Below are 21,980 nucleotides of genomic sequence, written 5' to 3'. Positions count from 1 at the left end.
GCGCGAGGGCCCGTCTCGTTCCACGGGAACCAACGGGAGGCGCACATGCAACGGCGTACGTTCATCGGCGGAGCCACCGCCGCACTCGCGGCGGCGGCGACGTCGGCGTGCGAAGGCAGCGGCGACACGAAGTCGTCGGGGGCCGCGACACAAGCGACCACGAGCACGCCCACGGGCATACGTACGGCCACCACCAGCACCCGCGCCGCCGCCGCGAACTGGACCGCCCTGTCCGCGCAGCTGGACGGCGCGCTCGTCCGCCCCGGCGACCACACCTGGCCGGCCGCCCACCAGCTGTACAACACCCGCTTCGACACCCTGAAGCCCGCCGCCGTCGCGTACATCGCCCACGCGGACGACATACGCACCACCATGGACTACGCCCGCGCCCACGGCATCAAGGTGTCGATCCGCAACGGCGGCCACTCCTACGCGGGCTGGTCCTCCGGCGACGGCCGCCTGGTCATCGACGTCTCCAAGCTGAACAAGATCCGGGCGAGCGCCAACGAGGCGGTGGTCGGTGCCGGTTCCAAGCTGATCGACGTCTATCGCGCCCTCGCCGCGAAGGGCGTCACCATCCCCGCGGGCTCCTGCCCCACGGTCGGCGTCTCCGGCCTGACCCTCGGCGGCGGCCACGGCGTGGTGTCCCGGGCGTACGGGCTGACCTGCGACAGCCTCACCCAGGCGACGCTGATCACGGCGGACGGCAAGCAACTCGTCGCGAACGCCACCGACAACAAGGACCTCTTCTGGGCCCTGCGCGGCGCCGGCAACGGCAACTTCGGTGTCGTCACCGAGCTGCGCTTCAAGACCCACCCGGCCCCGCAGGCCGTCTCCGCGTACATGACCTGGCCCTGGTCGAAGGCCGCCGCCGTGGTGAAGGCCTGGCAGGAGTGGGGCCCGGACCAGCCGGACGAGATCTGGTCGTCGTGCCACCTCGCGAACGCGCCCGGGGGCACGCCCACGGTCTCCGTCGCGGCCTTCTCCCTCGGCACGTACGGCGAGCTCCAGAACGCCGTCGACCGCCTCGCCGACAAGATCGGCGCACCCGCGCGCAGCGTCTCCCTCAAGAAGCGCTCGTACGAGGACTCGATGGAGGTGTACGCGGGCTGCTCGTCCTTCTCGACCGACGCCCAGTGCCACCTGCCAGGCTCCACACCGGGCCGCTCCCCGCAGGGCGCCCTCGGCCGTGAGACCTACGCGGCCCGCTCGGACTTCTTCGACCGCTCGATCTCGGCCGCCGGTGTCCAGACACTCCTGAACCAGATCTCATCGGTGCGAGGCGGCGCGGGCAGCATCGCGCTCACGGCCCTCGGCGGAGCGGTCAACCGCGTCAGCCCCACCTCCACGGCGTTCGTCCACCGCCGCTCCCGCATGCTCGCCCAGTACATCGCCTCGTGGCAGGCGGGCACCTCCGGCACCACCGCCCAGTCCTGGCTCACCGCCGCCCACTCCGCCATGTCCCGCCACGCCTCCGGCGCCGCCTACCAGAACTACACCGACCCCACCCTCACCAACTGGCGCAAGGCGTACTACGGCGACGCGGCCACCCGCCTGACGGCCCTGAAGCAGCAGTACGACCCGAACCGCTTCTTCACGTATCCCCAGGCGCTGTAGGGGACCAAGGATTCAGCCCCTCCGGCGTTTGAGGAGCGGGGTCTGGGGGCGGAGCCCCAGGACGGGAAGGGCAGGGGCGCCGGGGGCGAAAGAACTACGCGGCCAGATCCCGCTCGTCAGGCCGCTCGGCCCGGGCCCCCGGAATCAGCGCGTCCTGACTCACAGCCGACACGCGGGCCCGAATCAGCCACCCACCCCGCGCCGACCGCTCCACCGCCTTCATGACCGGCGTCAGCAGAGCCATGGCCAGCGGGGACAACAGCAACGCGACAGCCGTCCCGAGCGCGAACCCGCCCACGACGTCCGTCGGATAGTGCACGCCCATGTAGACCCGGCAGAAGCCCTCGAGCAGCGCGAGCCCTATCCCCACGAGCCCGAACTTCCGGTTGGCGACGAACAGCCCGACCCCCATCGCCATCGTCAGCGTCGCGTGATCGCTCACGAAGGAGAAGTCGGTCTTGCCGCTCACCAGCACATCAAGCCCTTGGTGGTCGACAAAGGGGCGGGGTCTCTCCACGAAGCCCCTTATGGGGACGTTCACCAGCACCGCGATACCGGCAGCCAGCGGCGCCCACACGAGCGCGGCCACGGACGGCGCGGCACCCTCGCCGCCCCTCCGCCGCACGGTCCACCAGCACCACAGCACCAGCAGGACCATGGCGAGCAGCAGCCCGTACTCACCGACGAACTCCATGCCCCGGTCGAACCAGTGCGGCGCGTCCTTGGCCAGGCCATTGATGTCGTAGAGCAGGTCGACGTCGGGGTTCGAACCGGATTCGGCGAGTCCAGCCATGGTGCTGCGGCCCCTTCGTCGTCATTCCCGCGAGCGCACCCGTTCGTGCGCCGCCCGATCCACCCCCGTGGTCGTAGAACCGCTAGAACCGCGTCATAGATCAGCGCTACGTCAAAAGGAACGCACAGTCCCCTCCACTACGTTCCACCCTCCACGGAATGATCACGCAGACGTTATCGAAGAGAGATACATCTCCGCAGCTCAGGGGGTGGGTTCACACACTGGTGGGCAATGCTTTCGCGCCATCTTCTGTCACCCGGGTGGCTCCGAAGTAATCGGGGGTGTCGACGGGGTCGAAGCGGATGACGGCACCGGTCCTCGGCGCGTCGATCATGTACCCGCCGCCCACGTAGATCCCGACATGCCGGATGGCCCGCGAGTCGGTGAGGTCGTCCGAGAAGAAGACGAGGTCCCCCGGCAGCAGCTCTTCCCTCTTCGGGTGCGGCCCGGCGTTGTACTGGTCGTTGGCGACCCGCGGCAGGGTCACCCCCACACTCTCGTACGCGGCCTTCGTCAGCCCCGAGCAGTCGAAGCGTCCGCCCTGGTCGGCGGTGCCGTTCCCGCCCCACAGGTAGGGCGTGCCGAGCTTCTTCTGCGCGTACGAGATGGCCGCCGCGGCCTGCTTGGAGGGGTCCACCCGGGTCACGGGCCGGGCGAAGCTCTTCGACAGCGTCGTGATCGTCTTCACGTAGTTCTGGGTCTCTTTGTACGGCGGCACGCCCCCGTACTTGATGACCGCGTACGCGCCCGCGTTGTAGGCGGCGAGCATGTTCTCGGTCACGTTCCCCGGCGCGTCCTTCACGTACGACGCGAGCTTGCAGTCGTACGAAGCGGCCGACGGAATCGCGTCATTCGGATCCCATACGTCGCGGTCGCCGTCCCCGTCGCCGTCGACTCCCTGCGTGGCCCAGGTCCCCGGGATGAATTGCGCTATTCCTTCCGCTTTCGCCGGACTCTGGGCCTTCGGATTGAACCCGCTCTCCTGATACAGCTGGGCGGCCAGCAGTGCCGGGTTGATCGCGCGGCAGAGATTGCCCCACTGCTGGACGAGGGTCTGGTACGCGGCGGGCACGGCCCCCTTGGCGAGCCCGACGGATCCTCCGCCGATCCCGTTGGCGAGGTTCCCCGCGACCATGTAGACGCCGACGACGAGCAGCATCACGAAGCTGAGCCCTGCCCCGACGGCAGCGGTCGCTACGATCCATGCCTTACGCACCGTCAACCGCCCCTCGCTGCCCAGGAGTCCGCCGCCGCCAGTGTAGAGGCGGCCCCCGCGCGACGGGACGATCACATACGAGGAGAACCCGCACGTGGCGACCCCGCCCCAGCACCCGAACCCGCCCCAGGGCAACCCCTTTGCCCCGCAAGGCGGTTACGCGCCAAACGGGGCGCCGACTGCGCCGGCGTACGGCCAGAACCCGTACGCGCAGGACTCCGCGTACGGCCACAACCCGTACGCCCAGGCCCCGGCGCAGGGCCAGAACCCCGACTGCGCCCAGAACCCGGCATACGGCCAAAACCCGGCCTACGGCCAGAACCCGGCATACGCCTACCAGGCCCCGGCCGGGGCCGCAGCCGCCCCGCCCCTGACCCCCGGCTGCCGCATATGCGCCGCACAGCCCGCCAAGGACATGACCATCCGTCAGCACACGGGTCTGCTGGTCGCGATGCGGTTCTCCAAGATGGAGGGCCCGTTCTGCCGCTCCTGCGCCACCGCGATCCACCGGGACATGACGACGAAGACCCTGGCGGGCGGCTGGTGGAGCCCGGTGTCACTGGCCCTGTTCACGCCGCTCACGCTGCTGTGGAACCTGTTCGTACGCGTGAAGATCGGCAAGCTGCCGCACCCGGCGATGCCGTCCCCGACCGGGATCGTCATGGACCAGGGCAAGCCGGTCCTTCAACGCCCGCTGGCGTATGTGGTCCTGCTCCTGCCGCTGCTCTGGCTCGCCGCGTACATCTCCAACGAGATGTCGAGCTAGCTCGACATGACGGCCTGGCGATAGAGCCCCGCGGCCTCGTCCCCGAAGACGACGCTGTACGAGACGTCGTCGGTGTCCCCGCCCTGCAGGTGCCCGCCGATGACGCCGACGACTTCCCCGTCGCCGTTCACCCAGGGGCTGCCGCTCGTCCCCGCGGCGAAGGCCGGACATTCGATGCGCTGCTGTGTACGGCTGTGGACGGTGGGCTTGTTGGTGCAGGTGATGGGTGCGTCGAGGGAGTTGGGGTACCCGGTGACGGTCACCCCGGTGGCCCCGGTGGCACGCCGGGCGGCGAACACGTTCCCCCCGACGACGCCCTCGACCGTCTTCCCGTCCTGAGCGGCGAGGACGGCGAAGGCGACATCGCTGTCCTCGTCGCCCGCGTCCGTCCACTGCTCGGCGATGTACGTCCGCTCGACCTGCCAGTACCCGTACGGCGCCCTGCCGTCCCGGTATCCGGGGGCGAACCGGAGCGCCCCGCCGTCGTCCACGCAGTGCGCGGCGGTCACGATGAGATCCCGCCCCTCGCTGCGCACCACCGACGCCGTACAGAAGTGCCCGCCGCTCCCGTGGAACAGCGCGCCCACCCGGGCGCTCTGCGCGGTCGCGGCGGCCTGGACCGTCACCCCGAGCGGCCCCGGACCGGCGTCCGCGGCCGCCACGGAGGAGGACGTGACTGCCAACAGCACGACCGCACCGAACAGGGCGTGCCGACGGGTACCGGGGGGACGGGTGGTGCGCTTCATCAGAGCTCACTCTTTCCCGCAGTCCTGAGAAAAACCCTGGGGGCACGCTGAGAATCGCCTGTGAACCGGCGGTGGACCGTCAGCTTCCGTACACCGGGAAGCCGTCCGTCGCTACCTCGAAGCCGAGCGGGTCCGGCAGCGGCACGGGCTCCCCGAACTTGGCGGGCAGCACGTCCTGGTACGCGCCGTTGCCGGGGCGGGTGTGCAGCGCCCAGGTGCCCTTCCGGGGGTCGATGACGAGCAGAGTGGCCACGCCCGCGACCGCGTACCAGTCGGCCTTGTCCCTGATCTCCCTGGACTTCTCGGACGGGGAGATGACCTCGACGGCGAGGGCCGCATCCTCGGGAGCGGCCAGCCAGCCGTCGTCCGACCCCCACTCGGTGGGCAGCACGATCAGGTCCGGCGTCGCGTAGTCGTCCGGGTCGTCCGGGAGCGCGATGGAGGACACCTCGTACGCCCCCAGCCCTGCGGGCAGAACCGCCCCCAGTTGCCGACGCAGCCGCCACACCACACCCGCGTGCTTTCCACACCGCGCAGGGGACGTCACGAGCTTTCCGCCCACGATCTCTACCCGCAGACCCGTCGCGTCCTCGATCTTCTCCGCGATCGCGCGCAGATTCCGCGGGCGGGACCGCGGATGCGTCCAGGCGTGCCGTTCGGCTTCTGCCACCCCACCCATCCATCACGCTCCGATCAGGTGTTTTCACTTTAGGTCACACCGCTGACAATCCGGCTCGCGCGCACTCCACCCACAGCAGCTTGCCACCCTTCGACGCGCCCAGCTCGCGCAGCACGGACACGCCCCACGCGTCCGCGCAGGCCCGCACGAGGTGCAGGCCGCGACCGCCTTCGGCTTCTTCCGGGGGTACGAGGGCGGGGGCGCCCTTCTCCGAAAAGCCGGGCGGGACTCTCGGGTCGGTGTCCCACACGGCGACCGTGAGCCGATCCGGCTCCCCCGCGTGGATACGGAGGGCGTAGGGACCCTGTGTGTGCAGGTGGGCGTTGGTGAGGAGCTCCGATGCCAACAGCTCGGCGGTAGGCGTGAGTTCGGCGAGCCCGTGGGCGGCGAGGACGGTACGGAGGGTCGCCCTGGCAATGCCCGGGGCACGGGGATCGTGCGGGAGTTGGAGGGTGTAGGCCCAGGGCGGGGATACGGTGGCCATGAGAAGTCTCCGATCACGGAGGGAAGTTGGGTGGTGTCGTTTCGTTGCGTTGTGTGCGTTGCCCAGTGACCGCGGCCGCTCCGTCGAGCGGGGTGCTTCTGGGTGGGGCGCCTGAGAAATAAGGTAGCGGCGACCGATGTCATGCATGACATAAATGCCGAGAATCCATGACTTGCCACCCGTGTGGGTGACCAGCCGCAGCAAGGAGGCGGGCCGGCTCATGAGAAGCAGCCCGACGGGTCGACAACTCCGGTTCGGCAGTGAGCTGCGCAAACTGCGCGAGCGCGCAGGCTTGAGCGCGACCCAGGCCGGTCAACTGATCGGCGCTCAGCAGAGCCAGATCAGCAACATGGAGGCCGGGCGCGTCGGCGTGAGCGCGGAACGCGTGCGCACGCTGGCCTGCCATTACAAGTGCCCGGACAAAGCCCTCGTCGAGGCACTCGCGGACATGACCTCTCTACGCAAACGCGGCTGGTGGGAGGAGTACCGCGAGATCCTGCCCGCTGCTCTGCTTGACCTTGCCGAGCTGGAGCACCACGCCGGGTACCTGCGTACTGCAGTCACCGTGCACATCCCCGGCCTGTTCCAGACCACCGACCACGCCCGCGACCTGTTCCGCCAAGTCGTACCCGAGCTCTCTCCACCGGAGATCGAGCACCGTGTGTCGTTCCGCATCAAGCGCCAGACCGTCCTCTTCAGGGACCGCCCGACCCGGCAGGTGGCGATCATCCACGAGGCAGCTCTGCGCATGCAGTTCGGCGGACCCAGCGTGGTCAAGGGGCAGTTGCGGCACCTGCTGGACATGAGCGAACAGGACCACATCACCCTGAAGGTGCTCCCTTTCGCCGCGGGTTCCTTCCCCGGTTCCGGCCAGTCGATCTTCTACTCCAGCGGCCCCGTTCCGCAGCTCGACACCGTGCACCTCGACCAGTCTCACGGCCCTGTGTTCCTGGACGCGGAAGCTCAACTACAGATGTACCGAGTCCTCCTGGACCGTATGGAATCCGTGTCCCTCGCCCCCGAGGGCTCCCGCGACTTCATCCACAAGCTGATCCACGATCTGTAAAGGGACCGAAATGCTCCAGCTCGACTCCTGGCAGAAGTCGTCCTACTGCGGGTCAGGCGACTCGTGCGTGCACGTAACCGCCACCCCGGCCCACATACATCTCACCGAAAGCAGCGACCCCACCGAAGCGATACTCACCGCCACCCCCACCACCTTCCGCACCCTCCTCCACGCCCTCAAGAAGGAACACCCCCGTGGCTGAAGTCCCCCCTGACCTCGACTGGGTCCGAGCCGCCCCGGAGGACGCCACCGGCCCCGGCCCCTGGATCGAACTCGCCTTCGGGGACAACGACCTGGTCTACATCCGTGAAACCAGCGACCCCACGAACATCGTCACTACCACCCAGAGGAAGTGGGACGCGTTCGTACTGGGCGTACAGGCAGGCGAGTTCGACCACTTCGTAGAGGGCGTAGAGGGACTGGAGGACGAAAAATCTTAGGCTCGACGACAACACGACGGACCCTGCTCACCACCGCCTCCGCCGCCGCACTGGCGCTCGGCACGGGACCGGCGTACGCCGTCACCCGTGACCGGGACGCACGGGACCGCCTGCGGGAGCTGGAGGAACAACACGGCGCCAGAGTGGGCGCGTTCGCGCACAACCTGGGGACGAAGACGACCGTGCGATACCGGGCGACGGAGCGCTTCCCCATGTGCTCGCTGTTCAAGACGTTGGCGGCCGCGGCTGTCCTACGGGACCTCGATCAGCACGGCGAGACACTCGCCCAGCTCATCCACTACACGGCGGCGGACGTGGAGGCGGCCGACGGCGGGACGGTCACCAGCAGGCCGGAGAATCTGGCCTCCGGCCTGACCATCGCGGAACTGGCCGATGCCGCGATCCGCTACAGCGACAACACGGCGGGCAACCTGCTGCTCCGCGAACTGGGCGGCCCCACGGCGATCACCCGCTTCTGCCGTTCGCTCGGGGACCCGAAAACCCGTCTGGACCGCTGGGAGCCGGCGCTGAACTCGGCGGAGCCTTGGCGGGTGGAAGACACAACAACGCCCGGGGCCATCGCCCGCACCTACGCCCGTCTCGTCCTCGGTGACGCCCTCGGCCACCCGGACCGCGCCCGCCTGACGGCCTGGCTCCTCGCCAACACCACCAGCGGCGACCGCTTCCGCGAGGGGCTGCCCAAGGACTGGACGATCGCCGACAAGACGGGCGCCGGCTCCTACGGCACCAACAACAACGTGGGCATCGCCTGGACCCCGGACGGGACCCCCGTCGTCCTGGCCGTACTGACCACCAAGCCCGCCCCTGACGCCCTCTCCGACAACCCCCTGGTCGCCAAAACGGCCTCGGTGCTGGCGGACGCGGTGAGCTGACCCCCACTATCGGCCTAATGGCCCCGCCCTCAAACGCCGGACGGGCTAAAGATTTTCAGCCCTTCCGGCGTTTGAGGAGCGGGGTCCGGGGCGGGGCACCAGGGGACGGGAAAGGTAGGGGCGGCGGGGGCGAAGAACCGTCCTCACCCGACCGCAACCTTGGCGGCGCAACCCACAACACCGATGACTTTCCTGTGAGTTGAGTCAAGCAGGCGTCAGCTCTCGGCCATCGAGGGGCCATTGACCGGTATGCCGACGATCTTGGTTCAGTAAGGCGGAAGTCAGGATTCCAGATTTCCCTTGTTGTCACGTACTCAACAAGGCGAAGGTCTACGCGGGTCACACGGCCCGGCCGCCGGGGACACCGCACCGACGGCGCAGCACCCGCACCGCCCCTGTCAACCACTCTCAGGAGCAGTTCGTTGCGTACTTCACCCCCCACACAGGCCAGTTGGCGCCGCATAGGCGCCGCGGCCGCCGCCACCGCCACCCTCGTCCTGGCCGGCTTCGGCACCGCCGTACAGGCAAGCGCCGCACCGGCAGCCAAGGCCACCGCCACCAAGGCCACTTCCTCGGCCTCAGTCTCAGCCTCTTCCTCCGCCTCTGCCTCCACCTCCTCCTCCAAGGTGACGTGGACCCACTCCTGCGCCACCCCGAAGAAGGGCCAGATGGCCTGTGACGCGCTGCGCGTCACAGGCGGCGTCACCGCGTTCCAGAAGGCCAACGCCCACGCGGACGCCGTCACCCCCAAGGCCGCCGACGCCTCGACGCCCTCCGGCTACGGGCCCAGTGACCTCCAGAGCGCCTACGGCCTGGCGGACGCCGCCGCCTCCAACGGCTCCGGCGAGACCATCGCGATCGTCGACGCGTACGACGACCCGAACGCCGCGGCCGACCTCGCCGCGTACCGCACGTACTACGGCCTCCCGGCCTGCACCGTCGCCAACGGCTGCTTCAAGAAGGTCAGCCAGACCGGCTCCACGACCTCCCTCCCCACCGCCGACAGCGGCTGGGCCGGCGAGATCTCGCTCGACCTGGACATGGCCAGCGCCATCTGCCCGAACTGCAACATCCTGCTGGTCGAGGCCAAGTCCGCCACGATGGCCAACCTCGGCACCGCGGTGAACGAGGCCGTCACCCTGGGCGCGAAGTACGTCTCCAACAGCTACGGCGGCTCGGAGTCCTCCTCCGACACCACCTACGACACCTCGTACTTCAACCACCCGGGCGTCGCCATCACCGTGAGCGCGGGTGACTCGGGCTACGGCGCCGAGTACCCGGCGGCCTCCAAGTACGTCACCTCCGTCGGCGGCACCGCACTGACCAAGGCCACCTCCACCACCCGCGGGTGGACGGAGACGGTCTGGAAGACCAGCAGCACCGAGGCCACCGGCTCCGGCTGCTCCTCGTACGACGCGAAGCCCACCTGGCAGACCGACACCGGCTGCTCTAAGCGCACGATCGCCGACGTGTCGGCCGTCGCAGACCCGGCGACCGGCGTCTCGGTCTACAACACCTACGGCGACGGCACCGGCTGGGCCACCTACGGCGGCACCAGCGCCTCGGCGCCGATCATCGCGGGCGTCTACGCCCTCGCCGGCACCCCGTCCAGCAGCTCCTACCCGGCGCAGTTCCCGTACAACGCGGCCGGCACGTCCGCCCTCAACGACGTGACGAGCGGCAGCAACGGCTCCTGCTCCACGAGCTACTTCTGCACCGCGACGTCGGGCTACGACGGCCCGACCGGGTGGGGCACCCCGGAGGGAGTCTCAGCCTTCACCGGCTGATCTCCAACAGTCCGAAACGGGCCGCGGCAACCAGCCGCGGCCCGTTCGCCGTTCTGACCAGCTGTTGAAAGCCCTTGAAAGAACTGTGAGTTGAGTCAAGCAGCCGTCAGCTCCCAGCCATCGAGCGGCCATTGACCAGTAACGCACAGGCCTCCTTCAGTAAGGCGGAAGTCAGGATTCCAGAAGCCTCTTGTTGTCACGTACTCAACAAGGGATGGTCAACGCCGGGTCACAGGCCCCGCCGCCGGGGACACCGCACCGACGGCGCAGCACCCGCACCGCCCCTGTCAAACCACTCTCAGGAGGCTGTACGTTGCGCACCTCACACCCCCAAAGACCCTCCGTACGCGGTAGATGGCGTCGAATAGGCGCGGCCGCCTTCGGTACGGCGGCCCTCGTCGTCGCCGGCTTCGGCAACGCCGGCGTCGCGGACGCCAAGGACAGCGTCGCGAAGGTCACCCCCCACGTCACCTGGACGAGGGCGTGTGCGACGCCCACGAAGGCGGACGTCGCGGCCTGTGCGGCCAAGCGTGTGACCAGTGGCGTCACGGAGTACATGTCGGAGAAGGCGTACGCCAAGGGCGTCACGCCGAAGGCCGCCGACGCCACCACCCCGTCCGGCTTCGGGCCGACCGACCTGCAGGCCGCGTACGGCCTGACCTCGGCCGCCTCGTCCAACGGCGCGGGCGAGACGATCGCGATCGTCGACGCGTACAACGACCCCAACGCCGAGGCGGACCTCGCGACCTACCGCTCGTACTACGGCCTCTCCGCCTGCACCACCGCCAACGGCTGCTTCAAGAAGGTCAGCCAGACCGGTTCGACGACCTCGCTGCCGTCGAGCAACACCGGCTGGGCCGAGGAGATCTCCCTCGACCTGGACATGGCCAGCGCCATCTGCCCGAACTGCAACATCCTGCTGGTCGAGGCCAAGTCCGCCACGATGGCCAACCTCGGCACCGCGGTGAACGAGGCCGTCACCCTGGGCGCGAAGTACGTCTCCAACAGCTACGGCGGCTCGGAGTCCTCCTCCGACACCACCTACGACACCTCGTACTTCAACCACCCGGGCGTCGCCATCACCGTGAGCGCGGGTGACTCGGGCTACGGCGCCGAGTACCCGGCGGCCTCCAAGTACGTCACCTCCGTCGGCGGCACCGCGCTGACCAAGGCCACCTCCACCACCCGCGGCTGGACCGAGACGGTCTGGAAGACCAGCAGCACCGAGGCCACCGGTTCGGGCTGCTCCGCGTACGACGCGAAGCCCACCTGGCAGACCGACACCGGCTGCTCGAAGCGGACCATCTCCGACGTCGCGGCGGTCGCCGACCCGGCCACCGGCGTCTCGGTGTACGACTCGTACGGCATCACGGCGGGTTGGTACACCTTCGGCGGCACCAGCGCCTCGTCGCCGATCATCGCGGGCGTCTACGCCCTCGGCGGTACGCCGACCAGCACCTCCTACCCGGCGAAGTTCCCGTACACGGCGGCCGGCACCTCGGCCCTCAACGACGTGACCTCCGGCAACAACGGCACCTGCACCACCAGCTACCTCTGCACCGCGACGTCCGGCTACGACGGACCGACCGGCTGGGGTACGCCGGAGGGAGTCGCAGCCTTCACCGGCTGACCTCCGGGAACCGGGGGGAGCCGCCGGGGGCGGTTAGTGGGGACCTCCCGGCAGCACATGAGAACGGGCCGCGGCAACCAGCCGCGGCCCGTTTCCCTGTCTGCCGGGAACGCGGGATAGCCTTCACTCCGTCAGTCGGCGACCACACCCGCCGGACTCGGCGACCCGGAGAACATCGGTGCTCAGAAGACAGCTCGGAAGACAGCCCAGCAGACAGCTCGGAAGACACCGGTGCCGAAAAGGGGCTAACGACGGAACCACACGACAGGTTCCGCTCCGGCTTCATTGCCCGTCGTGACCGGCCGTGATACACAGAGTGACCATACGACTCTTCGCATACCGTCCTACGCCCTCGCGTGGGCCGGCGGCCAGGGATTCGTACGAAACCCGCCAATCAATGACGCCAAGTCGACATACGACAGCGTCGTTGTCAGCGAGAATGGGCCCGACCTCTGCGCGCAGTGGCAGAGGGTGCAGAACTACCCACTAGGGGCGGTGACTTACATGCTTTTCGCAGCCGATAAGGGCGACATCACCACGATCATCGGCGGGATCGCTCCGGACTGGGGTCCCTTCGGCAGCCTGGGCAACGAGGCGAAGGTGATGATCGAGGTGGTGATGGCGGTCGCCATCCTGCTCTGCCTCGGCATCGCGATCTGGGGCGCGGCCAAACAGCGCATCGGCGCCACGGCCCTGCGCGACACCTTCAGCGCCGAACAGGGCAAGGGCCTCATCATCGCGGGCCTCACCGGAGTCTTCATCATCGGATCCCTCGGCACGCTCTTCACCATCGTGTACGGCATGGCTGTCTAGGGGGTGCTCGCCACTCCCCGCCCGGCCGGGCGCGCCCGGATCTCCTCTCCTCCCCTCCGACCCACCTGTCCGTCGTGCCCACCGGCTGAGGTTGCGTTTCCCTGATGTCGAGTCACCACACCGCGCCCACGCGGGAACCAGCACGGCTACCGTCGTACTACGCGGTTCAGCGAGAGGTTGAGGGGGCGTACGCGGCATGAGCCTTGGTGACGAGCCCGGATACGGCGACGCCTCGCGCGGCGACGACGGGGGGTACGGCGGCTCCGGCCAGACCCGGACGCGGCTCCCCGGCGGGGGCGGTGACGTCTACGGCGGTGCGCGCCGGGGACGCGGCTCCTCCTCCCGGAGCCTGGTCACGGTCGTGGGTGTCGTCGTCCTGCTGATCGCCGCCATCGCCTTCGCGAACCGCGGGGACGACTCCTCTTCGGGCAACGGGGGCAGCAGCGACAAAGCGAAGACCTCGCCCACGGCGGCTTCCGGGGAACGGCCGGTGGAGTCGAAGGCGGCGGGGATTCCTTCGGGGTTTGCGCATAGTGAGCATGGGGCGGAGAGCGCGGCGGCGAATTATGCGGTGGCGTTGGGTTCGACCGGCATGTTCAAGACGGCCAGTCGGCACGACATCGTCAACACCATCTACACGTCCAGCGCGGCCAGCCAGCTCCAGGGCCCGATGGACGCGGCGTACTCGGCGGCCTTCCTCGCGAAGCTGGGCCTCGACGCGGACGGCAATCCACCGGCCGACAGCACGTTCGTCTCGCGCACGATCCCGGTGGGCACCAAGGTCCAGCAGTACAGCGACACGGGCGCCAAGATCTCTGTCTGGTACATGGGACTCATCGGCATGTCCGGACAGGGCTCGACCAATCCCGTCAGCTCGACCTGGGAGACGTGGACCTTCGACCTCCAGTGGGACAACGGCGATTGGAAGATCGTGACGGACTCCCAGAAGGACGGTCCCGCTCCGGTCCCCGGCGACGACAAGGCCGCCACCTCCGACGAGATCAGCAAGGCCATCGAGGAGTACGGAGGGTTCACGTATGCCCGGTAGCCGAAGCCGCGTACTCAAGCTCGCGGCGGTACTGACCGTCGTCCAGACGACGGCCGTCCTGCTCGCCACCCGCGCCGCCGCGGCGCCGACCCCGACGCCATCGACGTCGAAAGACCCGTGCGGCCTGCTGATCGGCCCCTCCAAGAAGTACTGCGAAAGCGACAGCGGAAGCAGCAGCGGCAGCACCGGCGGAACCCTAGACCCCACCTCCACCCTCGACCCCCTCTCCTCCCTCGCCAAGGGATGCGCCGACGCAGCCTCCTGGACCGTCGACAAGCTCAGCGCGGCCGTGAACGACACGGCGAACGTGGACTTCACGAACCCGAAGTTCCTCCAGCAGTACGCCGTCGTCTTCGCGGCGTCGACGATCCTGACGCTGCTCCTGTGGCTGCTGGCGGTGGCGAAGAGGGCGGTGCGAGGTGTCCCCCTCACCACCGCCCTCTCCGAGGCGATCGGGTTCCTGTGGCTGACGGTGCTGGCGTCGGCGTTCACGCCGCTGATCCTCTACACGGTCGTGTCGGCGACGGACGGTGTGACGGAGGTGCTCGCCAAGACGACCGGCAACCAGACGGACACGTTCTTCGGGACGTTCTCGGGCGCCCTGAACAAGGGCGAGGACATCGGCGGCGGACCGATCATGCTGATCGTCGTCTCGCTGGTGTCGATCCTCGCGGCGGGCGTGCTGTGGCTGGAGCTCGTCATCCGGGCCGCCCTCCTCTACGTCGGCGCCCTGCTCGGCACCGTCGTGTACGCGGGCCTCGTCGACAAGAACCTCTGGGGCCACGTCCGCCGCTGGGCGGGCATCATGATCGCCGTCATCCTGATCAAGCCGGTGATCGTGATCGTGCTGGGGCTCGCCGGCGCGCTGTCCTCCGACAACGGTCCCGACGCGTTCTCCGCCGTCGTCTCCGGCCTCGCCATCATCCTGCTCGCCATCTTCGCGAGCGCGATGATCTACCGCTTCGTACCGGGCTTCGGCGACGAGATCGCCAACTCCCGCAACAACCGCATCATGCAGGGCGCCGAGGGCAAGGCCGCGGCCGTGATCAGCTCCCCGGCCACCCTGGTGGCGCAGGGCATCAAGACCCACAGCTCCCGCGCCGACAACAACGGCGGCGGAGGCGGAGGCGGCAACCAGCAGGCCCGCCCCGCCAACCCCGTGTCCGGCGGTGTGGCCGCGCACAGCACGCGTACACCGGGAGGTGGCGGCGGATCTGTCCCCCCCTCCGCACCCCCACCGCGCACCAGCCCGGTCAACACCCCGCATGCGAGCAACGCCCGCAACAGCAGTAACAACCGCACGGGAGGTGAAGGGCGTTGACGACCGAGTCCCACATGTCCCATCCGGTCACGCCCCGCCGTACATATCTGATCGGCCGCGCCCGGCCGAACGCGATCGTCGGCCGGAACCGCGAATCCGGTGAGATCGCGCTGATCATCGCGGGCGCGTTCCTCGGCATGATGTGCGGCTTGCTCGTCCCGGTGCTGTCCTTGCGGATCGTGCTGCTGATGGGCTTCCCGCTGCTGGCTCTCGCCGCGGTGTACGTCCCGTACAAGCGCCGCACGTTCTACAAGTGGTTCGAGATCAACCGCAGTTACAAGCGCACCCTGCGCCAGGGGACGACGTACCGCTCGAACGTCATGGAGGCCGGTACGCGCCTCGACGGCAAGGAAGTCGAGATCGGGCCGCCGCCCGGCATCGGGCGGATCAGCTGGCTCGCGGCCCCCTTCGGGCCCGACGAGATCGCCGTACTCCTGCACGCCGACCGCCGCACGGTGACGGCCGCCATCGAGATCGAGGGCCCTGGCGTCGGCCTGCGCGACTCCGAGGACCAGGAAGCCCTCGTCGACCGCTTCGGAACCCTCCTCAAGCACGTCGCGAACGGCGACGGGTTCGTCACCCGCCTCCAGATGCTCGCCCGCACCCTCCCGGCCGACCCGGACGCACACGCCAAGGACGTCGCCGTACGAGGGGACGAGCGGGCCCCCGGCTGGCTGCAGCAGTCGTACGACCAGCTCCAGTCGATGGTGTCCACCAGCAGCGAGCAGCACCGCGCCTATCTCGTCGCCTGCATGCACTACTCCCGCGAACTCGCCGCCGAGGCACAGGCGATGGCACGTGCCGCCCGTCCCCAGGCCGGCAAGAAGCTGGACCGGGACGCGGGCCTCGCCGTCGTCATGGCGCGCGAGCTCACCGACATCTGCTCGCGGCTCCAGGAAGCCGACATCCGCGTACGGCAGCCGCTTGGTCAGGGGCGGCTCGCCTCCCTCGTGCACTCGATGTACGACCCCGACCACCCGATCGACCACATCCAGGCGATGACGAAGCGCAACGCCTGGCCCGCCGAGCTCGACGCCATGGAGCCCACCTACCTCCAGGCGAAGACCCGCGAGTCCTCCACCCGCGCGCCCTGGTGCCACTCCACGGCCTGGGTGAAGGAGTGGCCGATGACGCCGGTCGGCGTCAACTTCCTCGCCCCGCTGCTTGTCCACACCCCGGACGTCATCCGGACGGTGGCCGTCACGATGGACCTCGAACCCACCGAGGTCGCCATCGAGCGCATGCTGACCGAGAAGACGAACGACGAGGCCGAGGCCAGCCGCGCCGCCAAGATGAACCGCACGGTGGACCCGCGTGACGTCGCCTCGCACAACCGCCTCGACCAGCGCGGTGAGGACCTCGCCAGCGGCGCGGCCGGCGTGAACCTCGTCGGCTACATCACCGTCTCCTCCCGCTCGCCGGAAGCCCTCGCGCGCGACAAGCGCACGATCCGCGCCTCGGCCGGCAAGTCGTATCTGAAGCTGGAGTGGTGCGACCGCGAGCACCACCGGGCCTTCGTCAACACACTGCCGTTCGCCACCGGAATCCGCAGGTAGGGGCTGATGTTCTGATGCGGGATCCGCTGTCCGCGGCCACGGACGCCTTCACGTCCTTCCTCTTCGGCAAGGTCGAGTCGACCCGCCTGCCCGTGCGCACGTCCACGGGCCAGGCGCAGGCGGTCTACCTGCCGACCGCCGCGCCAGGCCTCGGCGACTCGGGCGTCATCATCGGACGCGAGGTGTACTCCGGAAAGGGATACATCTACGACCCCTTCCAGCTGTACGGGCAGCAGCTCCCGGCCCCGCACTGGCTGGTCCTCGGCGAGTCCGGCAACGGCAAGTCGGCGCTCGAAAAGACGTATGTCCTGAGGCAGTTGAGATTCCGCGACCGACAGGTCGTCGTCCTCGACGCACAGGGCGAGGACGGGGTCGGCGAGTGGAACCTCATCGCGGAGGAGCTGGGGATAACCCCCATCCGGCTCGACCCGACAGCCGCCCTGGACATGGGTATCCGGCTCAACCCCCTCGACCCGGCCATCACCACCACCGGCCAGCTCGCCCTGCTCCGGACGATCATCGAGGTCGCGATGGGGCACGGCCTCGACGAGCGCTCGGGCTTCGCGCTCAAGGTCGCGCACGCGTACGTGAACGAGACGATCCTCGACCGGCAGCCGGTGCTGACGGACATCGTCGAGCAGCTACGGCACCCCGAGCCGGAGTCGGCCGAGGCGATGAACGTCGCACTGGACGACGTACGGGCGTGGGGCCTGGACGTCGCCCTGGTCCTGGACCGCCTGGTCGACGGTGACCTGCGCGGCATGTTCGACGGCCCCACCACTGTGGGCATCGACCTGGACGCGCCCCTGATCGTCTTCGACCTCTCCCACATCGACCGGAACTCCATCGCCATGCCGATCCTGATGGCGATCGTCGGCGTGTGGCTGGAGCACACGTGGATCCGGCCGGACCGCAAGAAGCGCATCTTCCTGGTGGAGGAGGCGTGGCACATCATCAACAGCCCCTTCGTGGCCCAACTCTTCCAGCGCCTGCTGAAGTTCGGACGCCGGCTGGGCCTGTCCTTCGTCGCGGTCGTCCACCACCTGTCGGACGTCGTGGACGGAGCGGCGGCGAAGGAGGCCGCGGCGATCCTGAAGATGGCGTCGACACGGACGATCTACGCCCAGAAGGCCGACGAGGCACGCTCGACGGGCCGCGTCCTCGGCCTGCCCAGGTGGGCGGTCGAGATCATCCCGACGCTGACACCGGGCATCGCGGTCTGGGACGTCAACGGCAACGTCCAGGTGGTCAAGCACCTCATCACCGACACCGAACGCCCCCTCGTCTTCACCGACCGCGCCATGACCGAGTCCTCCGCCGACCTCCTCTCCGACGACGCGCTGCGCGCCGCGGAGCTGGAGGCGGAGGAACGGGCGGCGGCCTTCATGGAACAGCACCTCAGCGATCTCGACGACTCGTCCGAGTCCACGGTGGCGTGAGAGCGGTGGCGTGAGATGAGACAGGACCGGCGCGACCCGCGCCACGAGAGCCAAGGCGGCATCCCCGACGGGCTGTTGGTCGGGGTGCTGGCCTTCCTCCTCGGCATGACCCTGATGGTCTGGACGGCGACGGGCCTCGCGGGCTGGTTCTCCCGAGGCGCATGGCCCGACGCCGTCACCTTCGCCCACACACCCCTGGCCATGCGCCACCTGGTCGGCCGCCCGCACGACATGCCGGGCGCCTGGCCGGACACCCCCGACAGCCAGCTCTCCGGGTACGGCCTCTTCTGGGGCCTGTTCATCGGCCAGCTGATGGTGCTGCTGGTCCTCACGGTGTTCGTACTGGGAACGGTGGCCCGGTGGAGGGCGGGGAGGGCACGCCGGAAGGCGGAGGCGACGGCTTTTACTCGCCCTGAGGGGGCGGCGTTCGCTCATCCCGGGGAGGCGGCGTTCGCTCATCCCGGGGAGGCGGCGTCCGTTCGCCCCGAGGAGGCGGCAGGCCTGCCGAGGCAGGCGACGGAGCCGCAGACGCCACAGGACCCCGTACCCCAGCCGGCGACGGTTCCTTTGGCAGCTGAGGGTGAACGGTCGGGCGGGTGGGAAACGACCCGCGCCGAAGGCGCGGCACACCCAACGCAACCGCAGGCACCAACGGCGAACGGCCGGCCCAAACCCGCGGTCATCCTGGCCCCGGCCGAATCCCGCCACCCCACCGCAACCCAAGCGGTACGGGACGCGGAGGGCCCCGCCCTGGTCATCACCTCGAACCCCAACACCTGGTCGGAGACCAAGGACGCACGAGCGAAGCTCGGCCCAGTCCTCCTCTACGACCCCTCGCACCTGTGCGACACCCCGGCAAGACTCCACTGGTCCCCCGCCTCCGGCTGCGAGGACAAGGCAACCGCAACGGCCAGGGCAACAGCCCTACTGGCCCCCGTACGCCCCACCGCAAAGGTGGACCAGGCCATGGCAGACACAGCGGAAACGCTCCTGCGGAGCTATCTGCACGCCGCCGCCGTGGAAGGCAAACCCTTCCGCCACGTCCACCGCTGGGCCCAGGGCACGCAAGTACAAGAGGCGGTACGAGCCCTCCGTACCAACCCCAAGGCCGCATCCGGCGCCGCGGGCGAACTCGAAGCCGCCCTCACGTCGCACCCCGAACGCCGCGACATAGCTCAGGAGTTGACGGCCCGCGCCCTCTCCTCGCTCTTCACGGTCAACATCCGGGAATCCTGCACACCCAACCGAAGTGACACCCTCGCGCTGGATTCCTTCGTCAATGAAGGGGGCACGCTTTATGTGGTCGGTGAACCCATCGAGGACCCCAAGGCGAACCCCGGCGCGATGCCGCTCCTGACGGCCCTCGCCTCAAGCGTGGTCGAGCGCGGCCGGCGCATGGCCGAACGGTCATCCTCCGGTCGCCTCGACCCACCACTCACGCTCGTCCTGGACGACGTCGCGGCCGTGGCCCCGCTCCCCCAGCTACCGGACCTCCTGTCCACCGGAGCGGACCGGGGCCTGCCGACCCTGGCCCTGCTCCGCTCCCGGGAACAGGGCAAGGCCCGCTGGCCACAGTACGAACTCCCGGTCTGACGGCCCCCCTAGACCCGAATCATCACGAGCTGGATCCGAATCATCACGAACTAGACCCGAGTCCTCACGAACTCCAGCTCCCGCTCCCCCGAGCCCCCCGGCATCGGAACGGTCTCCCCGGTCGGCAGGAACCCCGCCTTCCGGTAGAACGCCTCGGCACGCGCGTTCTTCTCGTGCACGAAGAGCCGTACCCGCTCGAGCCCGATCCCCCAGGACCACTCAAGGGCGGCATCGAAGAGCGCCCCGGTCACACCGGCCGCGCTCCCCCGGTGCTCGGGCCGTACGAACACCCCCACCAGATGACCCTGGCTCCGCTCGACCACACCCCCGAACGGATCCGTCGACCCGGCCTCCTCGACCAGCACGGTCACGGACCCGGCCCACACCCCGTCCGCGCCCACGGCGACGAACTGCTGCCGCTCGGACGTCCCTTCGGCCGCCCCGGCGGCCCGCTCCCGCCAGAACGCGTCGGGCCTGGCGACGGCATCCTCGTACGTCTCAAGGAACGCGAGATGGGCGACGGGGTCCCGCAGCGCGGCGAGCCGGAGCTCCTTCACCTTGGCCCACTCGTCGGAACGTATGGACCGGATCACGTGGTTCATGGGGGTCACGGTAACCCCCGCGCCCGACACCGCTCACCTGATATCCACCCTGCTTGTCCCCTCCGTCGGGGCCCCCGTCATGCTCTTCCCTGTACGCACGTTGATCGCAGGGGAGAAAGCCACATGCCCATGGTCCAACTAGACGAACTCCGCCAGGTCATCCACCCTGAGGGCAAGCTGGACAGCAGGGCGGAGCACTGGGCCGGCCGCCTCTACATGCGCTCGCTCTCCCTCCGTGTCACCCGCCACCTGGTGGACAGACGCATCTCGCCGAACCAGCTCACGGTCATCATGGTCTTCGCCGGCATGCTCTCCGGCGTGGCGCTGATCCTCCCCGGCCTGGCCGGCGCCGTGCTCTCCATCCTCTTCATGCAGCTCTACCTCCTCCTCGACTGCGTGGACGGCGAAGTCGCGCGCTGGCGCAAGCAGTTCAGCCCGCTCGGTGTCTACCTGGACCGCCTGGGCGCCTACCTCGCGGACGCCGCCGTCATGGTCGGCATGGGCATCCGCGCCGCCGAACTCGGCCTGAACCTCTACCTGGTGGCCGGCCTGGCGGCGGCCATCGGCGTGCTGCTCCTGAAGTCGTCCTCCGACCTGGTCCACGTGGCCCGTTCGGACAGCGGCATGGCGAAGGCCACCGATCAGTCCGTGGTCCCGCGCTCCAGCGGCCTGGCCCGCGTCCGCCGCCTCGCCTCGGCCGTCGGCCTCCACCGCCTGGTCAACGGCATCGAGTGCACCATCCTGCTGCTCGTCACGGCCGTCGTCGACCTGGCACTCGGCGACCTGACGGCCACGAAGATCGCCACCGTCGCCGTCACGGCGATCGTGTGGCTGCTCGTCCCCGCGCACATCGTCTCGATCGTCGCGTCGTCACGCCTGAAGTAGCGGCGATACGACAGCCGGTACAACAACGGGGGCGGTCCCACCAAGAGGACCGCCCCCGTCGTGCTGCTCAGGTTCCGGTCACTCAGTCGTCGTCATCCAGCTCAGCCGCCTGGTCATTGGGCACGGCCCCGTACAGATCACGCCGAGGCGCGGGCATCACGGAATCCTTGCCCCGCACGCTCTTCCAGATCGCCTCGTTGAAGGTCCGCTCGTCGATCTGGTCCTCCTTCACGGCGATCCCAGCCGGATACAGTTCACGGCCTGCACGTCGGGATTCTTCGTCGGCAGCTTGATGGAAGCCTTCTCGGTCAACCGCCCGTCCACCACGTCGTACGTGTGGATGATCTCGCGCCCGCCACCGCTCGCCTACGCGTGCGTGCCGTCGGGGCTGAAGGCGAGCCCGGTGAAGATCGCTCTTCCGACCCGCTCTGACGTGGACATGACTGTACGGTGAACGCGAAAAAGCCCCAACTCACGGGTATCTACCCGGAGTTGAGGCTTCTTCTTAAAATTAGTTCGGCGGCGTCCTACTCTCCCACAGGGTCCCCCCTGCAGTACCATCGGCGCTGTGAGGCTTAGCTTCCGGGTTCGGAATGTAACCGGGCG

General features: G+C 69.0%; 22 protein-coding genes and 1 rRNA gene. 15 read left to right on the top strand and 8 right to left on the bottom strand.

Translation table 11 applies throughout. The annotated features are described in order from the left end of the window. The first annotated feature begins 45 nt into the window (after window positions 1-45). A complete protein-coding gene (locus tag ACZ4WS_RS39755; protein ID WP_467988002.1) occupies window positions 46-1,617 on the top strand; it encodes an FAD-binding oxidoreductase in 1,572 nt (523 codons plus the stop codon). Window positions 1,618-1,711: 94 nt separating this feature from the next. Here ACZ4WS_RS39755 and ACZ4WS_RS39750 read toward each other — a convergent pair whose 3' ends face one another. Both ACZ4WS_RS39750 and ACZ4WS_RS39745 read right to left on the bottom strand, forming a co-directional pair. Next, the gene (locus ACZ4WS_RS39750) at window positions 1,712-2,410 is read right to left on the bottom strand and encodes a phosphatase PAP2 family protein (RefSeq protein WP_467988001.1); all 699 of its coding nucleotides are present in this window, start codon (window positions 2,408-2,410) and stop codon (window positions 1,712-1,714) included. 214 nt (window positions 2,411-2,624) lie between these two features. Then, the gene (locus ACZ4WS_RS39745; RefSeq protein ID WP_467987999.1) at window positions 2,625-3,632 is read right to left on the bottom strand and encodes a bifunctional lytic transglycosylase/C40 family peptidase; all 1,008 of its coding nucleotides are present in this window, start codon (window positions 3,630-3,632) and stop codon (window positions 2,625-2,627) included. Between the two features lie 88 nt (window positions 3,633-3,720). On the opposite strand from ACZ4WS_RS39745, the gene ACZ4WS_RS39740 reads away from it, so the two are divergent. Then, on the top strand, window positions 3,721-4,392 hold the full coding sequence (locus ACZ4WS_RS39740) for a hypothetical protein (RefSeq protein ID WP_467987998.1): 672 nt from the start codon (window positions 3,721-3,723) through the stop codon (window positions 4,390-4,392). Here the strand turns inward: ACZ4WS_RS39740 and ACZ4WS_RS39735 are convergent. From ACZ4WS_RS39735 to ACZ4WS_RS39725, 3 genes are all read right to left on the bottom strand, one after another. Continuing rightward, window positions 4,389-5,138: a trypsin-like serine peptidase gene (locus ACZ4WS_RS39735; protein ID WP_467987997.1), complete on the bottom strand. Its 750-nt coding sequence runs from the start codon at window positions 5,136-5,138 to the stop codon at window positions 4,389-4,391. The genes ACZ4WS_RS39740 and ACZ4WS_RS39735 overlap by 4 nt on opposite strands. Before the next feature lie 79 nt (window positions 5,139-5,217). Next, on the bottom strand, window positions 5,218-5,808 hold the full coding sequence (locus ACZ4WS_RS39730; protein WP_467987996.1) for a Uma2 family endonuclease: 591 nt from the start codon (window positions 5,806-5,808) through the stop codon (window positions 5,218-5,220). A gap of 43 nt (window positions 5,809-5,851) precedes the next feature. Then, the gene (locus ACZ4WS_RS39725) at window positions 5,852-6,301 is read right to left on the bottom strand and encodes an ATP-binding protein (RefSeq protein ID WP_467987994.1); all 450 of its coding nucleotides are present in this window, start codon (window positions 6,299-6,301) and stop codon (window positions 5,852-5,854) included. Between the two features lie 220 nt (window positions 6,302-6,521). On the opposite strand from ACZ4WS_RS39725, the gene ACZ4WS_RS39720 reads away from it, so the two are divergent. From ACZ4WS_RS39720 to ACZ4WS_RS39665, 12 genes are all read left to right on the top strand, one after another. Continuing rightward, window positions 6,522-7,367: a helix-turn-helix domain-containing protein gene (locus tag ACZ4WS_RS39720; protein WP_467987993.1), complete on the top strand. Its 846-nt coding sequence runs from the start codon at window positions 6,522-6,524 to the stop codon at window positions 7,365-7,367. Between the two features lie 10 nt (window positions 7,368-7,377). After that, entirely contained in the window at window positions 7,378-7,569 is a 192-nt protein-coding gene (locus ACZ4WS_RS39715) for a DUF397 domain-containing protein (protein ID WP_467987992.1), read from the top strand. Continuing rightward, window positions 7,562-7,807: a DUF397 domain-containing protein gene (locus tag ACZ4WS_RS39710; protein WP_467987990.1), complete on the top strand. Its 246-nt coding sequence runs from the start codon at window positions 7,562-7,564 to the stop codon at window positions 7,805-7,807. Before ACZ4WS_RS39715 ends, ACZ4WS_RS39710 begins: the two co-directional genes overlap by 8 nt. After that, complete coding sequence (gene bla / locus ACZ4WS_RS39705) at window positions 7,801-8,700, top strand: class A beta-lactamase (protein WP_467988122.1); 900 nt, start codon at window positions 7,801-7,803, stop codon at window positions 8,698-8,700. Before ACZ4WS_RS39710 ends, bla begins: the two co-directional genes overlap by 7 nt. A 422-nt stretch (window positions 8,701-9,122) precedes the next feature. Then, window positions 9,123-10,487 (top strand): S53 family peptidase, encoded by a 1,365-nt coding sequence (locus ACZ4WS_RS39700; protein ID WP_467987989.1) that lies wholly within the window; start codon window positions 9,123-9,125, stop codon window positions 10,485-10,487. A gap of 313 nt (window positions 10,488-10,800) precedes the next feature. Beyond that, complete coding sequence (locus ACZ4WS_RS39695; RefSeq protein ID WP_467987988.1) at window positions 10,801-12,117, top strand: S53 family peptidase; 1,317 nt, start codon at window positions 10,801-10,803, stop codon at window positions 12,115-12,117. A gap of 504 nt (window positions 12,118-12,621) precedes the next feature. Continuing rightward, window positions 12,622-12,930, top strand: a complete 309-nt coding sequence (locus tag ACZ4WS_RS39690) for a hypothetical protein (RefSeq protein WP_028804304.1) — start codon at window positions 12,622-12,624, stop codon at window positions 12,928-12,930. A gap of 196 nt (window positions 12,931-13,126) precedes the next feature. Beyond that, window positions 13,127-13,978: a DUF8175 domain-containg protein gene (locus ACZ4WS_RS39685; protein ID WP_467987986.1), complete on the top strand. Its 852-nt coding sequence runs from the start codon at window positions 13,127-13,129 to the stop codon at window positions 13,976-13,978. Further along, a complete protein-coding gene (locus tag ACZ4WS_RS39680; RefSeq protein ID WP_467987985.1) occupies window positions 13,968-15,299 on the top strand; it encodes a hypothetical protein in 1,332 nt (443 codons plus the stop codon). The genes ACZ4WS_RS39685 and ACZ4WS_RS39680 overlap by 11 nt, the downstream gene beginning before the upstream one ends. Window positions 15,300-15,313: 14 nt before the next feature. Beyond that, window positions 15,314-16,855, top strand: coding sequence for an SCO6880 family protein (locus ACZ4WS_RS39675; RefSeq protein ID WP_467988121.1), 1,542 nt, complete (start codon window positions 15,314-15,316; stop codon window positions 16,853-16,855). 14 nt (window positions 16,856-16,869) lie between these two features. After that, window positions 16,870-18,294, top strand: a complete 1,425-nt coding sequence (locus ACZ4WS_RS39670; protein ID WP_467987984.1) for an ATP-binding protein — start codon at window positions 16,870-16,872, stop codon at window positions 18,292-18,294. A 15-nt stretch (window positions 18,295-18,309) separates the two neighbouring features. Further along, window positions 18,310-19,887, top strand: coding sequence for a type IV secretory system conjugative DNA transfer family protein (locus ACZ4WS_RS39665; RefSeq protein ID WP_467987983.1), 1,578 nt, complete (start codon window positions 18,310-18,312; stop codon window positions 19,885-19,887). A gap of 50 nt (window positions 19,888-19,937) precedes the next feature. Here ACZ4WS_RS39665 and ACZ4WS_RS39660 read toward each other — a convergent pair whose 3' ends face one another. Next, window positions 19,938-20,489: a GNAT family N-acetyltransferase gene (locus ACZ4WS_RS39660; protein WP_467987981.1), complete on the bottom strand. Its 552-nt coding sequence runs from the start codon at window positions 20,487-20,489 to the stop codon at window positions 19,938-19,940. Between the two features lie 123 nt (window positions 20,490-20,612). Here ACZ4WS_RS39660 and ACZ4WS_RS39655 point away from each other — a divergent pair, with 123 nt between their 5' ends. Beyond that, window positions 20,613-21,374, top strand: a complete 762-nt coding sequence (locus ACZ4WS_RS39655) for a CDP-alcohol phosphatidyltransferase family protein (protein ID WP_467987980.1) — start codon at window positions 20,613-20,615, stop codon at window positions 21,372-21,374. Between the two features lie 82 nt (window positions 21,375-21,456). Here ACZ4WS_RS39655 and ACZ4WS_RS39650 read toward each other — a convergent pair whose 3' ends face one another. Together ACZ4WS_RS39650 and rrf are read right to left on the bottom strand one after the other, a co-directional pair. Then, window positions 21,457-21,606 (bottom strand): hypothetical protein, encoded by a 150-nt coding sequence (locus ACZ4WS_RS39650; RefSeq protein WP_467987978.1) that lies wholly within the window; start codon window positions 21,604-21,606, stop codon window positions 21,457-21,459. Window positions 21,607-21,888: 282 nt separating this feature from the next. After that, window positions 21,889-21,980: ribosomal RNA gene (gene rrf / locus ACZ4WS_RS39645) — 5S ribosomal RNA — on the bottom strand; the annotation flags it as partial.

It is taken from the genome of Streptomyces sp. NPDC029292 (genome assembly GCF_055569295.1).
Note: the sequence above shows the minus strand (reverse complement) of the source record. Positions and strands in the feature narration are given on the sequence as shown.

Bases quoted from the DNA above. Each gene is read 5' to 3' on its own strand.
- ACZ4WS_RS39755 (WP_467988002.1), top strand. From the start codon at position 46: ATGCAACGGCGTACGTTCATCGGCGGAGCCACCGCCGCACTCGCGGCG.
- ACZ4WS_RS39750 (WP_467988001.1), bottom strand. From the start codon at position 2,410: ATGGCTGGACTCGCCGAATCCGGTTCGAACCCCGACGTCGACCTGCTC.
- ACZ4WS_RS39735 (WP_467987997.1), bottom strand. From the start codon at position 5,138: ATGAAGCGCACCACCCGTCCCCCCGGTACCCGTCGGCACGCCCTGTTC.
- ACZ4WS_RS39725 (WP_467987994.1), bottom strand. From the start codon at position 6,301: ATGGCCACCGTATCCCCGCCCTGGGCCTACACCCTCCAACTCCCGCAC.
- ACZ4WS_RS39720 (WP_467987993.1), top strand. From the start codon at position 6,522: ATGAGAAGCAGCCCGACGGGTCGACAACTCCGGTTCGGCAGTGAGCTG.
- ACZ4WS_RS39715 (WP_467987992.1), top strand. From the start codon at position 7,378: ATGCTCCAGCTCGACTCCTGGCAGAAGTCGTCCTACTGCGGGTCAGGC.
- ACZ4WS_RS39690 (WP_028804304.1), top strand. From the start codon at position 12,622: ATGCTTTTCGCAGCCGATAAGGGCGACATCACCACGATCATCGGCGGG.
- ACZ4WS_RS39685 (WP_467987986.1), top strand. From the start codon at position 13,127: ATGAGCCTTGGTGACGAGCCCGGATACGGCGACGCCTCGCGCGGCGAC.
- ACZ4WS_RS39680 (WP_467987985.1), top strand. From the start codon at position 13,968: ATGCCCGGTAGCCGAAGCCGCGTACTCAAGCTCGCGGCGGTACTGACC.
- ACZ4WS_RS39675 (WP_467988121.1), top strand. From the start codon at position 15,314: ATGTCCCATCCGGTCACGCCCCGCCGTACATATCTGATCGGCCGCGCC.
- ACZ4WS_RS39670 (WP_467987984.1), top strand. From the start codon at position 16,870: ATGCGGGATCCGCTGTCCGCGGCCACGGACGCCTTCACGTCCTTCCTC.
- ACZ4WS_RS39665 (WP_467987983.1), top strand. From the start codon at position 18,310: ATGAGACAGGACCGGCGCGACCCGCGCCACGAGAGCCAAGGCGGCATC.
- ACZ4WS_RS39660 (WP_467987981.1), bottom strand. From the start codon at position 20,489: ATGAACCACGTGATCCGGTCCATACGTTCCGACGAGTGGGCCAAGGTG.
- ACZ4WS_RS39655 (WP_467987980.1), top strand. From the start codon at position 20,613: ATGCCCATGGTCCAACTAGACGAACTCCGCCAGGTCATCCACCCTGAG.